At 61.4% G+C, this 14211-nt stretch carries 13 protein-coding genes; 5 read left to right on the forward strand and 8 right to left on the reverse strand.

Annotated features, from left to right (window positions below; genetic code table 11):
• From VF515_17820 to VF515_17830, 3 genes are all read left to right on the forward strand, one after another.
• Nucleotides 1–194, forward strand: a 194-nt coding sequence (locus tag VF515_17820) for a hypothetical protein (GenBank protein HEX7409490.1), incomplete at its 5' end; no start/stop codon positions are given.
• A 179-nt stretch (nucleotides 195–373) separates the two neighbouring features.
• Nucleotides 374–2518, forward strand: a complete 2145-nt coding sequence (locus VF515_17825) for a type ISP restriction/modification enzyme (protein ID HEX7409491.1) — start codon at nucleotides 374–376, stop codon at nucleotides 2516–2518.
• A gap of 147 nt (nucleotides 2519–2665) precedes the next feature.
• Nucleotides 2666–3616, forward strand: coding sequence for a hypothetical protein (locus VF515_17830; protein HEX7409492.1), 951 nt, complete (start codon nucleotides 2666–2668; stop codon nucleotides 3614–3616).
• 161 nt (nucleotides 3617–3777) lie between these two features.
• Here the strand turns inward: VF515_17830 and VF515_17835 are convergent, their stop codons facing one another.
• Together VF515_17835 and VF515_17840 are read right to left on the reverse strand one after the other, a co-directional pair.
• Nucleotides 3778–3969, reverse strand: coding sequence for a type II toxin-antitoxin system HicA family toxin (locus VF515_17835; protein HEX7409493.1), 192 nt, complete (start codon nucleotides 3967–3969; stop codon nucleotides 3778–3780).
• Complete coding sequence (locus VF515_17840) at nucleotides 3970–4170, reverse strand: type II toxin-antitoxin system HicB family antitoxin (protein HEX7409494.1); 201 nt, start codon at nucleotides 4168–4170, stop codon at nucleotides 3970–3972.
• Nucleotides 4171–4414: 244 nt separating this feature from the next.
• Here VF515_17840 and VF515_17845 point away from each other — a divergent pair, with 244 nt between their 5' ends.
• On the forward strand, nucleotides 4415–5524 hold the full coding sequence (locus tag VF515_17845; protein HEX7409495.1) for a carbon-nitrogen hydrolase family protein: 1110 nt from the start codon (nucleotides 4415–4417) through the stop codon (nucleotides 5522–5524).
• Between the two features lie 57 nt (nucleotides 5525–5581).
• Here VF515_17845 and VF515_17850 read toward each other — a convergent pair whose 3' ends face one another.
• The 6 genes from VF515_17850 to VF515_17875 all read right to left on the reverse strand — a co-directional run bounded on the left by VF515_17850 (nucleotide 5582) and on the right by VF515_17875 (nucleotide 12757).
• Entirely contained in the window at nucleotides 5582–6370 is a 789-nt protein-coding gene (locus VF515_17850) for an AAA family ATPase (GenBank protein ID HEX7409496.1), read from the reverse strand.
• Nucleotides 6371–6397: 27 nt separating this feature from the next.
• A complete protein-coding gene (locus VF515_17855) occupies nucleotides 6398–7186 on the reverse strand; it encodes a carbon monoxide dehydrogenase (GenBank protein ID HEX7409497.1) in 789 nt (262 codons plus the stop codon).
• A gap of 384 nt (nucleotides 7187–7570) precedes the next feature.
• A complete protein-coding gene (locus tag VF515_17860; GenBank protein HEX7409498.1) occupies nucleotides 7571–8881 on the reverse strand; it encodes a 2-hydroxyacyl-CoA dehydratase family protein in 1311 nt (436 codons plus the stop codon).
• A gap of 2 nt (nucleotides 8882–8883) precedes the next feature.
• On the reverse strand, nucleotides 8884–10038 hold the full coding sequence (locus tag VF515_17865) for a 2-hydroxyacyl-CoA dehydratase family protein (GenBank protein ID HEX7409499.1): 1155 nt from the start codon (nucleotides 10036–10038) through the stop codon (nucleotides 8884–8886).
• Between the two features lie 39 nt (nucleotides 10039–10077).
• Entirely contained in the window at nucleotides 10078–10863 is a 786-nt protein-coding gene (locus VF515_17870; GenBank protein ID HEX7409500.1) for an acyl-CoA dehydratase activase, read from the reverse strand.
• Between the two features lie 451 nt (nucleotides 10864–11314).
• Nucleotides 11315–12757, reverse strand: a complete 1443-nt coding sequence (locus VF515_17875) for an FAD-dependent oxidoreductase (protein ID HEX7409501.1) — start codon at nucleotides 12755–12757, stop codon at nucleotides 11315–11317.
• 155 nt (nucleotides 12758–12912) lie between these two features.
• Between VF515_17875 and VF515_17880 the strand changes: the two genes are divergently transcribed.
• Entirely contained in the window at nucleotides 12913–13599 is a 687-nt protein-coding gene (locus tag VF515_17880) for a hypothetical protein (GenBank protein ID HEX7409502.1), read from the forward strand.
• Nucleotides 13600–14211 lie beyond the last annotated feature (612 nt).

Consider the following 14211-nt stretch of genomic DNA (forward strand, 5'->3'; position numbering starts at 1 on the left):
ATGCGCGGGTCTGCCATGACGAGCCTGTCGTGGTCACCGTCAACGGTGTGCCGGCGTTTCAGTTGGCGCCACTTGAAGAGGACGACGATCTGATCGACGAGCTACTCAAGCACAACCCGAAATTCCGCGGCCTGCTGGCGGCGCGGTTGCGCGAGCCTACGGTGTCGGTCAAAGAGGCGGCGCGGCGCCTGTGAAAGCAGCGGGGCGCTCAGCCGCCGGGCGGGCTGGCATCGAGAAGTTGTCCCGGCGTTCGGGCTTCGGTACAAGCAGTGCGGCATGCGCGCACTTCCCCTGAAAGCGAATCACAAGCGCGTCGGCGCCTATCATCAGTCGCTCGCCGAATTCACCGAACTCGGCGTGACCCACGAGACCAGTGTACACGCCGCAGGAGATCGTCGACTTCATCCTCGCCAGCGTGGAGGAAATCCTGCATACCGAGTTCGACCGCACGCTCGGCGATCCCGGCGTCCACGTCATCGACCCGTTCGTCGGCACCGGCAACTTCATGGTGAACATCATGCGCCGGCTGCCCAAGACCCGGCTCGAGGACAAGTACCGGAACGAGCTACACTGCAATGAAGTGATGCTGCTGCCCTACTACGTCGCGGCAATGAACATCGAGCACACTTTCTATGAGCGGACCGGCCACTACGAACCTTTCCCCGGCATCTGTCTGGTAGATACGTTTGAAACCGCGGAGACGGCGCAGGCGGAGTTCGGTTTCTTCAATCCCGAGAATACCGAGAGAGTCAAGCGCCAGAAAGCCGCGCCGATCTTCGTCGTCCTCGGCAATCCGCCCTACAATGCCCACCAGCTGAACGAGAACGACAATAACAAGAATCGGAAGTACCAGGTCGTTGATGAGCGAGTGCGCAACACCTACGTAGCGGACTCCGCGGCCACGAACAAGAACGCGCTCAGCGATGTCTATGTGAAGGCGCTGCGGTGGGCAAGTGACCGCTTGGGCAACGAGGGCATCGTCGCGTATGTGAACAACAGCAGCTTCATCGAAGACATGGCATTCGATGGCGTGCGCAAACATCTCGCCAGCGACTTCGACGCGCTTTACGTCCTGAATCTCGGCGGAAACGTTCGGAAGAATCCAAAGCTGTCAGGAACTACGCACAACGTCTTCGGCATCCAAGTCGGCGTCAGCGTCAACTTGTTCGTGCGCGGTGGAAAGGCCAGCTCAAGGCCAGCACGCATCTACTATCATGCCGTCCCTGTTGATTGGCGACGCGAGGAGAAATCCCACTTTCTCGGCGTAAAGGCGAAGGTGTCAGGCGTTGAATGGAGCGTGATCGAACCTGACAAGAAGCATACGTGGCTGACTGCCGGCATGCGGGACGATTTCGAAATGCTCATCCCGATCGGAGCCAAAGGCGACTTGGGCAGGTCGATTTTCCGCAGGTTCGGGAACGGCGTTAAGACCAATCGGGACACATGGACCTACAATTTTGATCGCGCTCAGCTTGCTGCAAACATGGACCGGACGATTGGCTTTTACAACGAGCAGCTCACGCGCTGGGGAAAGCTCAAGAGGCGCGCCGCAAAGGTCGATGATGTTGTGGCGTATGACGACGCGAGATTGAAATGGAGTCGTGGCCTCATACAGGATCTGGAGCGCGGCAACCGCGGAGAATTCTCCGAAGCGAAGATCCGGCGCGCACTCTACCGTCCGTTCACCACGGTGAGTCTCTACTTCGATCGCCTATTTTGCGAGGAGGTCTACGCCTTCCCTGAAATGTTTCCGAACGTTGCTTCGGAGGCTGACAATCGCGTCATCTGTCTCACTGATGCCGGTTCGGAAAAGCCATTCATGGTCTTGGCCGCCGACTGCATCGCGGACCTTCATCTAGTTGGCGCGGGGAGCGGTTGCCAATGCTTCCCTTTCTACACCTACGATGGCGAAGACGGGGCACGGCAGGAGAACATTCCGCCCTCGACGCTGCTGCGCTTCCAGCAGCACTACAACGACGGGGAGATCGCTAGGCGGGACATCTTCCACTACGTCTATGCGGTGCTGCATCACCCGGAGTATCGCGCACGCTACGCGGCCAACCTGCGACGCGAGCTGCCGCGCATCCCGCTGGTCGGCAAAGACGCGAACATCTTCCGCGCCTACGTCGAGATCGGCCGGAAGCTCGCCGATCTGCACGTCCACTACGAGCGCGCCGCGGAGTATCCGCTCAAACGGGTGGAGAATCCCGAACTGCCGCTGGACTGGCGTGTGAAGAAGACGCGCCTGAGCAAGGACAAGACGGCCATTGTCTACAACGACTTCCTCACGCTCGCTGGCGTCCCCGAGGCCGCCTTCGCCTACCGGCTCGGCAACCGTTCGGCGCTTGAATGGGTTATCGATCAATACCAGGTGAGCACCGACGCCCGCAGCGGCATCACCAACGACCCGAACCGTGCCGACGAGCCGGATTACATCGTGAAGCTCGTCGGCCGGGTCATCACGGTGAGCCTCGAAACGCAGAAGCTGGTCGCCGCGCTGCCGGTGTTGGCTGTGTGATGAGATTCGGCGGTGGGCTCCGCTCAAAACTCAGGATCGCGCAGGGTTCGTCTCGCGAGGCAGCGGGGGCGCTAGCCTAACAGGCCGACGAGCCGACGCCTGAGAAGACGGCGCAGCCGCGGAGTCACCCAAGAGGAGCTTTCGACATTGGAGTCCATCGCGACCAGCCATCGAGTGATACCATTCACCTCGCTGACCGCCCCCAACTGCGCTGTGATAGCTGAGCGTGGTCGCATCGCCATGTCGGAGCTGGGGCGTGCGAAGGTTGGTCGAGTGTTGAGCAGTCGTCTGAGCGAAGCTGTTCACTATCTCGACCAGGTGGCGACGCGGGGAGGCTACGGAGACAACCCCGAAGTTCTTCGCGAGACTCTGGACGCAATTGCCCTTGTCGTTGACTTCTTCCAGATCACTGGAGCGCTACCCGAGGAGGTGCCTGGCCAAATCACGAACGACCTGGTCAACGCCTTGCAGGACAGGTTCGCTGGAAGAGCGGGACGTCGGCTCGCCAGGGACTTCTTGAGTCAGTATTGGTTCGGCTTGGTGCTGGTGCGGGGCGGAATCTCACCGAGGGTCCCTGTGCCGGTCTGCGGTAGACCAGCACCGGACTTCGTGGTTCCGATCGACACGCTTGACGTCGTCGTCGAGGTCAAGAGGCCAGAATCGCTTCACTCGGCACCGGACGCAATGGACAAGGCAGCCTCACAAATCCGGGCCAATCGCCGGCCGGGGCTTATCGCCATGGATCTCTCAGATGCTGTGCTGCCAGCAGATGTGTCCGTCGCGGGGCTCGACTACCCGGTGCCGGTCCCTCAGGTCTACCGTGCTCCATTTTGGGAGGCGACGGAGCGTCTCGAGCGCCGTGCATGCACGTACAGCCGTTCTGATAAGTACGCGAGGGTCATCGGGCTCGCGATGTTCGCGAGGCTCCACTACTGGCAGCGTCCGAACCTCAGCGAGCCAAAGGGGTCTACCCTTCTTGTCGTGACCAGCTTTCGGACCGCGTACGAAGGTCTCGTGTCGCAGCAGTCCGACAAGCTCCAGCGGATCATAATCTCGGGCACCCGATCGGTCGAGGGGGGTGCCGTACATCGCTTCTAGTGCCGTGGCATCATTGCCTAAACGCGCCTGCCGCTAGCGGGCCGCGCGACCGCGAAAATACGGATTGTCCTGAACGTGCTCAGCCGCACGAAGAAGGCAAAAGTGACTCCTTCAGTCAATTGGTTGCGTTGGCTACGTGCCGACTCACCGGCTGAGCGCGGTTACTTCGGGTCGGGAACACCAAGTTGGCGGCAGATCTTTCGCGCCAACAGGTCCGCGATCTCTGTGTGACGAGGGACGGTGCTCCTACGGGTGGGATCGGCCAGGTTGATGTAGCGGCTGTGCTTGGCTCCTTCGTCGAGCAACGCGCAACCGAAACGCTCGAGGTGGCGGATCAATTCCCGCCGCTTCATTCACACCTCGATCTCTTGCACGACCACCTTGCTCTTCGGGACGCGCGTGAGATCGACCGGTTCTTGGATGCAATGGACAGCGTCAATGAGGTTCTCCCGCGCCTCTTCGAGGGTCGCACCCTGCGTCAGCGCTCCAGGCACCTCATCAGCCCATGCCACCCACCATTTTCCGTCTTGTACGAAGGTTGCCTTGATCTTCATCGGGTTCCTCTGGCTTGCCGAGCGTCGCGTCTTCTGCCAGTGCTTACCGCGCTGAAGCGGAGAATGCTACCACGGCGTCAGTCAGCAACATCCACGATGCCGTCGACCTTTTTGAGACGACCCAACTTGTCGACGCGGGCGTCGTCCCGGCTCTCTTGACGCGGAATCAGGCCAACGGGCTGGTTTGATCGGCGACCGACCACGGGTCTATGCTACTCCGACAACGGTGAAGGAGGTGAGTGCCATGGCGAAACACGTGCTCGGCGGCAGGGAATCGGTGAAGGTCGCGGCGGTGCAGGCGGCTCCGGTATTCATGGACAAGCAGGCGACGGTGGAGAAGGCCTGCCGGCTCATCAAGGAGGCGGGTGCACGGCACGCCGATGTGGTGGCCTTCTCCGAAACCTTCATCCCGGGCTATCCGTGCTTCTACACCGGCGGCTTCGATTCGCCGACTCCCGAATGGATGGGCTACAACGTTGCCCTGCAAGACAACGCCATCGTCATTCCCGGCGAGGAGACCGAAGCACTCGGCGATGCAGCCCGCCAGGCTGGCTGCTACGTCGTCATGGGCTGCAACGAGCTCGACGAACGGGCCGGCAGCCGGACGCTCTACAACACCTTGCTCTTCCTCGGCCGAGACGGGAGCGTACTCGGCAAACACCGGAAATTGATGCCGACCTACACCGAACGCACCTACTGGGGGTGCGGCGACGGCGCGGATCTGCGCGTGTTCGACACCGAGATCGGCACTCTCGGTGGGCTCATCTGCTGGGAGCATCACATGATTCTAGCGCGCGCCGCCATGATCGAGCTGGGCGAAGAGATCCATGTCGCCGTGTGGCCCGGCACCTGGGGCGCCGGCGTACGCGTCGCCGAGCCGGACACCGCCGGCACAGGCGCGTGCGATTTGCATCCTGCTATTCGCGAGCATGCGTTCGAAGCGGGCGCGTTCGTGATCAGCGTGAGCGGCCTGATGCGCGAGCAGGACATCCCGCGACGCTGGGAGCACATCAAGAACAGCCCGCGCATGAACTACTCTTGGGCCGTGGGCGGCAGCACGATTGTTGGGCCGATGGGCCAGTACCTGGTCGAGCCGGTGTTCAACCAGGAGACCATCCTGTACGCCGATTGCCCGAGCAGCATGATCAAGGCGGCGAAGGTCCTGTTCGACAGCATCGGCCACTACTCGCGCCCGGACGTGCTGCGGCTGGAGGTGCGACGCGACCACGTGGCCGAGCCTGCGCTGCGGACGCTTCCGCGTGACGTCCTGCGCCGCATCGCGGACACCTTCGAGATCAGCGAGGACACGCTGGCGGCCATCGTGGCGGAGCTGCAGAAACCGTCGCGCGGTTGAGTCGGTTGGAAAAAGGCGAGCGCCGCCGGCAGCAGGACGCCAGAGGTGCCCCGTACGTCAGGTCAGGATCCGGTTCTCCACGAGCCCTCTGACGGCGGCCAAAGCCGCTGATTCTGCCGGCAGTTTGGTGAGTGGCTTACCCACGAGGTCAAAGGCGGCGATCTCCTGGTCATGCGGAACGAACCCGAAGACCTCCAGACCGATCTTCTTGGCGGACTGTGCCAGCAACGCTTCGTTGCCGATGACGCGGTTGAAGACGAGACCCATCCTCTTGCACTCGATGATCTTCTCGTCTTCGACCATGCTCTTGATCGCGGCGGCGGTTTCCATGCCGCGCGATGTCGGATCACTGACAATGACCAGGATGTCCAAACGGCGAACCACTTGGCGGTTGATTTGCTCCAGACCCGCTTCCCCGTCGACCAAGATCGTGTCGAAGCTCTCTGAGAGTTTCTCGATGGCGTTGCGCAGGAGGCTGTTCACGGGGCAGTAACAGCCCAAGGTTTCGGTCCGCCCCATCGCCAGCAGGGCGAAGTCGTCCAACTCGTTCAGGGCCTCGAACACCATGTAATCCAGCTGATCAACAAGCGCCGTCTTCGCGTCCTTCTTACCCTGCTGTGCCGTCCGGATAATCTCTTCCCGAATCTGCCCCATGGTGCGATCCGCCTTGACGCCCAGGGCGCTGAGTTGCCCGAGCGCCGGGTCCGCGTCGATGACCAGGAGCTTGCCGGCCCGTCGGCTGTCGACGAGGGCGCGCGCCATCATGGCGGTGACCGCGGTCTTGCCGGTGCCACCTTTGCCGCAGACGCTGACCAGCCTCTTTCCGTTGGCGAGCGATTCAGACATCCGTTTCTCCCTGTGTGGTGCGGCGGATCATGATGCCCTGTCGGCCGCGGCGGCGTTCTTTTCCTTCCGCAAACGCGCGGCGGTTATCTTCCGGATGTCGTCGCAGACGTCCTTGTCGTGGCAGGAGCGGCAATCCAAGTCGCAGTCGAGATCGTAGCCTTTTGCTTTCCAGCGCTCCTTCACAATCTCGGCACCAATCTCGCGAACCTCGGTGGCGATATCATTCAGCCGCAGCACGTCGGCCTTGCTCGAGGTGACGAAAATGACCTCCATCGCCTGCACTTTGGGCAGGCTGGACTTGTAGATGGCCATCAACGATCGCCCCAGGGTTTCGAAGCCGAATCCCTTTGCCGCAGCCTCGTTGCTCACCCGGCTCCAGATGTTCCGGGCAGAGCTTCTGACCATGTAGCCTTCGATTTGGTCGGCAACGTATTGGGTCTGTCCGACCGATTGATGCTCCTCGGCACTCAGGTCCTTTCCCGCCACCAGCAGGATCTGGCCGAACGGCAAGCTGGCCCCGCGCGCCTCCTGAACGTCGGCGCCGATCAGGGTAATCCTTCCGTCGCTGATGAGCGCAGAGGTATCGGTCCACAGAACAACGGCGCACGAACCGGCGGCGGGGTTCCCCAGTTCTACGAAGGTCTCGTTGCGCAGGATGATCTTCGGGTTCGCTCCCGAACCGATTCGAATCGGTAGGCCTTCTTTGAGCGCCTCCGGCGACGAGGCAGAGACGAATTCTCTGGTCGGCCGCCCCGTGGTGCGCATCTCTTCCACGTACGCGGCCACTCTCCTGATTTGCCCGTCGAAGGTCGCCACGCGTCAGAACAACTCCGCTGGCTCGTTTTGGGATGCAGGGTCAGAAACCTCCCCCTTGCCCCCTCCTTGGTAAGGGAGTGTCGATAAATGACCGGCCGCTGGTTTCGTACACCGTATTTTCCGCGTGCCTCCGTAGCGGCGCAGCATGCTGCGCCCATACATTCGGAGAAAATCGACAGTCCCTTGGTAAGGGAGTGTCGATTTACTCGCCCGGCAACCTAACCCCCTGGCCCCCTTCCCGGAACGGGAAGGGGGGACCCATGGGACGAGCTTCGATAATGGGTCCCCCTCTCCGCGTCGGAGAGGGGTCAGGGGAGAGGTTAAGGAAGGGGTCAGGGGAAGGTCGAACGCGGTCGCGACCAACATACTTCCAAAAAACAGCACTCAGCCCAGTCCCATTCCGGTGAAGAACTGCGACACCCGGTTCTTGACCTCATCGACGCTGGTGTAGCGCTTGTCGAACAAGTCGAGCCCGATATGCAGGAATGGCACACCGATGTCGCGGCATGTCTCGCGCATGATGCCGGCGGTGGCAGCGCCGTCCTTGTGGCCCATGTGGCCGGGCCAGATGACGCAGTCGATCTTGTAGTCTTTGACCATGCGCACGATGTCCGAGGAGAAGTACTCTGCCGTGCCTCTGGCCTGGCGGATCATCGGCACGTCAATCAGGTTGCGCTTGGCCAGGTCGTGGAACATGGTCTCTTCGCTCGCGGTGTCGATGAGCGTGTAGGGGAAGTTGCTGAACATATCCATGACCAGGACCGCTCCCCACTCTTGCTCCAGCCACGGCATGAACTCGAAAACCCAGCCGTAGGGCATGATGTCGAACCAGAGCAAGCGGATCTTTTCCGGCTTGTAATCGTTGGCGCCCCGTCCCGCCTTCACCCGGTCCTCACCGCATTCGAGGAGTTGCTTGAACCAGTCGGTGCACCTGGGATCGCCGGCCCGGAAGCATTGACTCATGGCAAACGCTTGCGCCCCGCCGATCTCCCAGCCGTGGGGACATGGCACCGCGCGCCGCAGTTCGTTGTACTCCTGCCACAAGGTGTACGTCCGGTTCGACTCCTCACAGACCTCGCGCAGGCGATCGATATCCAGTTTCTTCCCGGTGTGCTCTTCCACAAAGCGCACCATCTGTCGCAGCTCATTGGCGAAGTAGGTGATGGCTCGCTCATCCGACTTGTACGGCGGGTCAGGGGAGAAGAGCGGAACGTCGTGCCAGGCCTTGTTGTGTTGCAGGACCTGCTGCAGCATCGTCGTGCCATCGCAAGGCGACAACAGGCCGATCACCGCCGAGGGAACCGGCATTTGCCCGGTCTCGATGTAGTAGATGGGGAGCCGAATCGCGGTGCAGAGGTCCGTGCCCAGCCCCATTTCCTCGGTACCTTGAAGATCGTCCATGACGAAGGGTGCGGAGGACCCGAGGAATGGCGTTTCCATGATCATGAACCACGGGAGGTCCATGGCGGTAAAGAGCTCCGGTGCGGTGCAGAAGTAGGCCGCGATGAACGGCTTGTCGTTCATGACGCAGTCGACGACCTTCTGCTTCGACTCCAGTAGGATCTGGAGCATCTTGACCTGCAGTTTCCCCTCCGGCGTATCCATCATTGCGGCCGCTTCGAGGAGAAACGCGAACCAATCGCGTTCTTGCTTATATCGCGCCAACGATTTTTCTTTGACTTCCAGCTTGTCCATTCTCACTTCCCCATGGTTTCCAGGAATGCCTGAATCCTGGTCATCAGCTGCCCCTTGCCGCTGGTGATGTATTCACGATCCAGCTGAAGGAACGGTACGCCGACTTCCTTCAGGTCCATCTTGTTCATGTAGTGCTCGGCGCACCAGAAGTCGCAAAACAGCATGCGTTCGCCGATGACCCCGTCGACCTCGAATTCGCGGATCATGTCCTGCAGGAACTTCTGCCGTCGCGGCTGATCACCGTTCATTCGCGGGCAAGACGGCCGTTCCTGGATGTAGTAGCGGGCGAGGGCTTCGACGGGATCCGCCGCTTGCTCGTCGACGTCCACCCACATCGTCCGGGTGCCGTAGCAAATCGAGTCGGTGACAACCAGACCGCCTTGTTGCTCGATCACTTCGACGTAATCCGGGTCGTCCAACTCGCTGCCGACGATCATCAACCGGGCTCGGTAGTCGGTTTTCCCAGTGTTCCCATTCGCTTGCTGCAGATCTTCGAGGAGGCTGTGCAGGAGCGGATTGTACTGCTCTGCCGGCATGGCGCTGCCGGCGACCATGACGGCGAGTGTTTCGGCGCCGTTGATCGGCGGGTGTTTTTCCTTGCGAAGCGCATACAGCTGTCGCTGCAGGCGCCGCGTTTCGTTGCGCAGCTTGATCGCGTCCCGCAGTCGCTGGTCGGAGATCTGGACGTTGAAATGCTGTTCCAACTCGGTCCGCAGGATGTTGATCTCCTCGAGGTACCAATCGACTTGAGGGTCGCCCACTTTCTTGGGCAGGCTCATGATTTTCAAGAAGGGCGTGTTCAGGTTCTGCTTCCAGTTGTCGTAAACGCGGCGGATGTGATCGCAGCTGCTGACGCAGACGAGCCCGTCAAGGAAATCGTACTCTCCCTTGAGGGCCAGGTTGAAGGTGTGGCGGGGAAAACTGCAGTTGATGCTGCTGAAGAACGCGTCGGAGAGTTCGGTGCCGTCGCTCCCTGTCCCTCTCATGCGATAGGGGAGCAGTCCGGCGGCCATCAGCAGCTCGGTCGGCATGTGAGAACAGAAGTAGCCGACGACTTGTTTGCCCTGCGCCCGCCACTCCCGGACCGCCGGGTTCATGATGGCGCCGGCAACTTCGGCGAACGTTTCAAACGCCTTTGAGCGGATTGCGGTTTCCAATGGTCTGCCCTCGCTTTCGGGCGATGCGCGCCCGCCTTATTAGTTGTGGGTTGCCTTTTCACAGGCGATGAGGGCTGCCCCCACCGCGCCGGCAATCTGCGGATCTTGCGGCAGCAGCGTCACGGTGATCCCGAGCTTCTTTTCCAGCGCCTTCGCCAGCCCGTTGTTCTTTGAGCACCCGCCGGTCAACGCCAGTTCTTTGGTGAGGCCGACTCGCCGCACCATGGAGAAGAGCCTGTTGGCAACCGAGTTGTTGATGCCGGCGATGATGTTGGGCAATTCCACGCCTTCGTTGATCAGCGTGACCACTTCCGACTCGGCAAATACGCTGCACTGGCTGGTGATGCTGGCGGCGTTCGAGCCCTGGTTATCGATCGCTGAAATGCCCTCGAGCCCGCAGTTGAGTACTCTGGCCATGGCCTCGAAAAACCGGCCGGTGCCCGCAGCGCAGCGGTCGTTCATGGCGAATTCGATGACCCTGCCGTTCTTGTCGACAGACATGACCTTGCAGTCTTGCCCACCGATGTCGACCACCGTCCTGACGGCCGGGTTCAGCCAATGTGCTCCACGCGCGTGGCAGGTGATTTCGGAAACATTTTCGTTGGCGAAAGGGACCTTGAGGCGGCCGTAGCCGGTGCCGACGATGTACTGGAGGTCGGTGAAGGACGAGAGCCCGGCCAGTTTGAGGGCTTCCTCCATGGCCAGACGGGCTGTCTTCTCGGGGTTGGTTGTGGATGGCGTAATGAAATGAGAGACGACCGACGCCCCATCCAAGATGACAGCCTTCCCTGTGGTGGACCCGACGTCACAACCCCCAACAAGCATGCAAACTCCTCCTTCTTCGTGCGGGACTTCTCTTGTGTGGCATCGGCGGAAACCCGAACGCAGAAGCCAGCTTCGTGAACAAACGCTTGTTTGTCAAATGGCGCGGCTTTTAACCAGGGTGTTTGGCAGGGATGGAGATGCTCATTGTCAGCTAACGGCCATCGCGGAGGCAATGATGAGAAGGCGCCAGGGCTGCACAACAACCAACCAGGACGGTGGCACCGGGCTCTGTCCGGTGCGAGAAGAGGGGCTCAGCATCCGAGGTGATCTGCCGCATTGGCAAATCGGCCGATCTACCTACCTCATTACCTTTCGCGGCAAGGACCTGGGGCCGCTTCTGGAGGCCCGGACAGAACAACGGATTGCGCACCGGACAGAGCCCGGTGCCACCGGAGGGTCAACGAGATCCGCCGGGGCGTGAACGTAGCGCTGGCCGGTCGAACCGATGAACTCAGGACGCTGCCGCAGCGGCGCGGCGCCCCGCCTTGCGGCCGAAAAACGAGCCGTCGCCGAGGGAGATGCCGCTGCAGTACCCGTGCGCCGCGAGCCCCGAGGTGGTGCGCCCGGCGGCGTAGAGGCCGGGAATGACTTGGCCATCAGGATTGAGCACTTCCCCCGTCGGCTGCGTATGCAAACCACCGAGCGTGAACGTGGCCCACAACACTTTGTCGGTGCGACAATCGATGGCGGCATAGGGCGGGTTGGTGAGCGTCTGGAGCAGGGCGGGGGTTTTGTGGAAAAGGGGATCCTCACCCTGCGCGGCGAAACGGTTGTAGTACTCGACGGTGCCTTGCAGTGAACCGGTCGGCAGGCCGATGCTCTTCTCCAGATCCGCTACCGTCTCCTCGACGTGTGTCGCTTCGAAGCCAGCGGCGTTGCGCTCGTAGATGGTGTTGTCCACGATCAGGTACATGTGGGCGTCTTGTCTGAACAGCGATTCCTGACCGACGCGGCCGTAGTAGGTGTCTTCGTTGATGAAGCGTTGGCCGACGCGGTTGACCAAGATGCCGCGCATGAGCCGCCGCGGCGGTGTCAGCGGAATGGCGACCTCCGCCGCGTCCATGTGGATGATGTCGGCGCCCGCACCCATCGCCATGCGGATGGCGCGGCCATCATCGCCGTCCACGCCGAGCTTGTAGCTGCATTTCCAAATCAGCGGGGTGTGGCGCGCCACCATCTCCTGATTCATGGTGAACCCGCCCGCGGTGAGGACGACACCACGACGGGCACGCACGAAGCGCCGGCGCTTGTCCTGCCACACGACCACGCCGACGACCCGGCCGTGTTCATTCACCACCAGGGTTTCGCAGCGCACGTCACACTCGATGCGTGCACCGCTGCGCTCGGTGGCGGCAACCAGTTTCTGCATCAAGAAGCCGCCGGCGGCGGCCGGATGCTGCGGCTTGTGCCCGCGCGGTGCCGGCTTGGCGATGCGATCAAAGGGATAGGCGTCCTCGCCACCGGTATAAATCAGGCAATCGTCGGTGGGGGCCTCGCTGCCGGGCTCGGGATAGAAGCTCGGCTTGAAGGGCACACCGTGCCGCTCAAACCAGTGGAAGTGGGCAACGCTGTCGTCACAGAAGACTCGAACCTTCGCTTCGTCGACCCCCGGACCAAGGGCGGTGATGAGAAACTTGTACATCTCCTCGGGCGTATCCTCGAAGCCGCAGGCTTTCTGCACGGGTGTCCCGCCCCCCATGTAAATCAGCCCACCAGACAGCGCCGAGGTTCCGCCTCCACCGCTGGCACGCTCGAGCAGGAGCACGTCGGCGCCGGCTTCCGCCGCTTCAATCGTCGCGCACGCGCCGGCGCACCCGTAACCGACCACGACCACGTCGGCTTCCAGATCCCATTTTCTTACCGTCCGAGCTTTTCGGACTGTCGCAGGGTTTATCCTCTCATGACTCGCCACGTGATCTTCCTCCGTCCGCAGAGGACGTACATAGAACAGACGCTGAATTAGGGCGAGGGCCGACTCGAATTCAAGATGGTACTACACGTCGGGCGCCCTCCGTGATACGGAGAGCAGCGCACCGTGGAGGGCAGCCCGTGGAAAAGCTGATCTATGTAGTTTGGAAGAAGGATGAGGTCTCGATTGGGAGCTTCAAGCAGGAGCTGCTCGGCAGCACCGCGAGAAAACTGATCGATCTCGGGGCGCGCGAACTGGCGGTGAGCCTGGTCGATGAACAGGCAGTGCCCGGCCTGCGGATGGCGCACTTGGAGCCGACAGGATTCGTCTCCATCTGGATGGATACGGCGCTCAATCGCGGGCCGCTCGAGAAAGTGCTGGTCGGCGTGACCCGGCGCCTCGCCGGATACCTGGTGCTCGAATCCGTCCCCATCGTGAATAGCAAACACGTCGCCCCGCTCGGCGAGCGTGTCCCGGGGCTGTACACCGTCGCCTTTCTCGAAAAGCCCGACTTCCTGACGTACGCCGAGTGGCTGGATCGCTGGCAGGGTTACCACACGAAGGTGGCGATCGAGACCCAGAGCACGTTCCTCTACATTCAAAACGTCGTCGTGCGGCCGGTGACCACAGACGCGCCGCCGTGGACCGCAATCGTCGAGGAAGCCTTTCCGGCGGCGGCGGGGAGCGATCCGATGGTATTTTACGACGCCGACACGCCGGAGAAGTTGGCTGAGAATCAGCGGCGTATGGGCGAGAGCTGCGCGCGTTTCATCGACTTCGCGCGCATCGAGACCCACCCGATGAGTGCCTACGTCCTGAAGAGCTGAGGAACGGAGACGGACTCGGGTACCTACTGCGTCTCGCAAAATACAGTGACACGCTTGCATACCGATCTCCCCGAGTAGCGCCCGTCTTTTCCGGGCGCGTGTCGAGGGGCGACTGCGGTGGACCTGCCTCACAAGCATCCCTCGATACGGCGGCCAGAGGAAGGGCGCCTACTCGGAACGAACGGAAGATGTCACCGTATTATACGAGATTCAGTAGGTTCCTTGGACGTGGGACCCACCGCTGGAGGCTCTTCATGAAGTCTTAACGCGATCGACGGCGAGCGCGGCGACAAATGGGCATGAAGCCGGCGCGGACGTGAGCGGCTCCCTGCAGGCCGATGCTGAAACTCCGTAACACTACGTATTTTCAGCCCGCCAGCAGCCATTCGTCCGGCAGCGACACCGCCGCTGATGCCGGCCGGAACGGGCTCGAAGTCACTAGATAGGTCAATGGGGTGGCTTCAGCTCCGTATTGTTACTGAATTTGCAAAAACGGCGCATTTTTTTATTGACACAATTTCGCGAGCCCTCTATACGGTCCAATGAAGTGAGCATCGTTCCGCTGCGGGTCACGGCGAGGAAGGGGGAACGCAACACGTACTTAGGGGGGAG

This window comes from Candidatus Binatia bacterium, from assembly GCA_036382395.1.
Classification (GTDB): Bacteria; Desulfobacterota; Binatia; order HRBIN30; family HRBIN30; genus JAGDMS01.

Bases quoted from the DNA above. Each gene is read 5' to 3' on its own strand.
- VF515_17860 (HEX7409498.1), bottom strand. From the start codon at position 8,881: ATGGACAAGCTGGAAGTCAAAGAAAAATCGTTGGCGCGATATAAGCAA.
- VF515_17835 (HEX7409493.1), bottom strand. From the start codon at position 3,969: ATGAAGCGGCGGGAATTGATCCGCCACCTCGAGCGTTTCGGTTGCGCG.
- VF515_17870 (HEX7409500.1), bottom strand. From the start codon at position 10,863: ATGCTTGTTGGGGGTTGTGACGTCGGGTCCACCACAGGGAAGGCTGTC.
- VF515_17840 (HEX7409494.1), bottom strand. From the start codon at position 4,170: ATGAAGATCAAGGCAACCTTCGTACAAGACGGAAAATGGTGGGTGGCA.
- VF515_17845 (HEX7409495.1), top strand. From the start codon at position 4,415: ATGGCGAAACACGTGCTCGGCGGCAGGGAATCGGTGAAGGTCGCGGCG.
- VF515_17850 (HEX7409496.1), bottom strand. From the start codon at position 6,370: ATGTCTGAATCGCTCGCCAACGGAAAGAGGCTGGTCAGCGTCTGCGGC.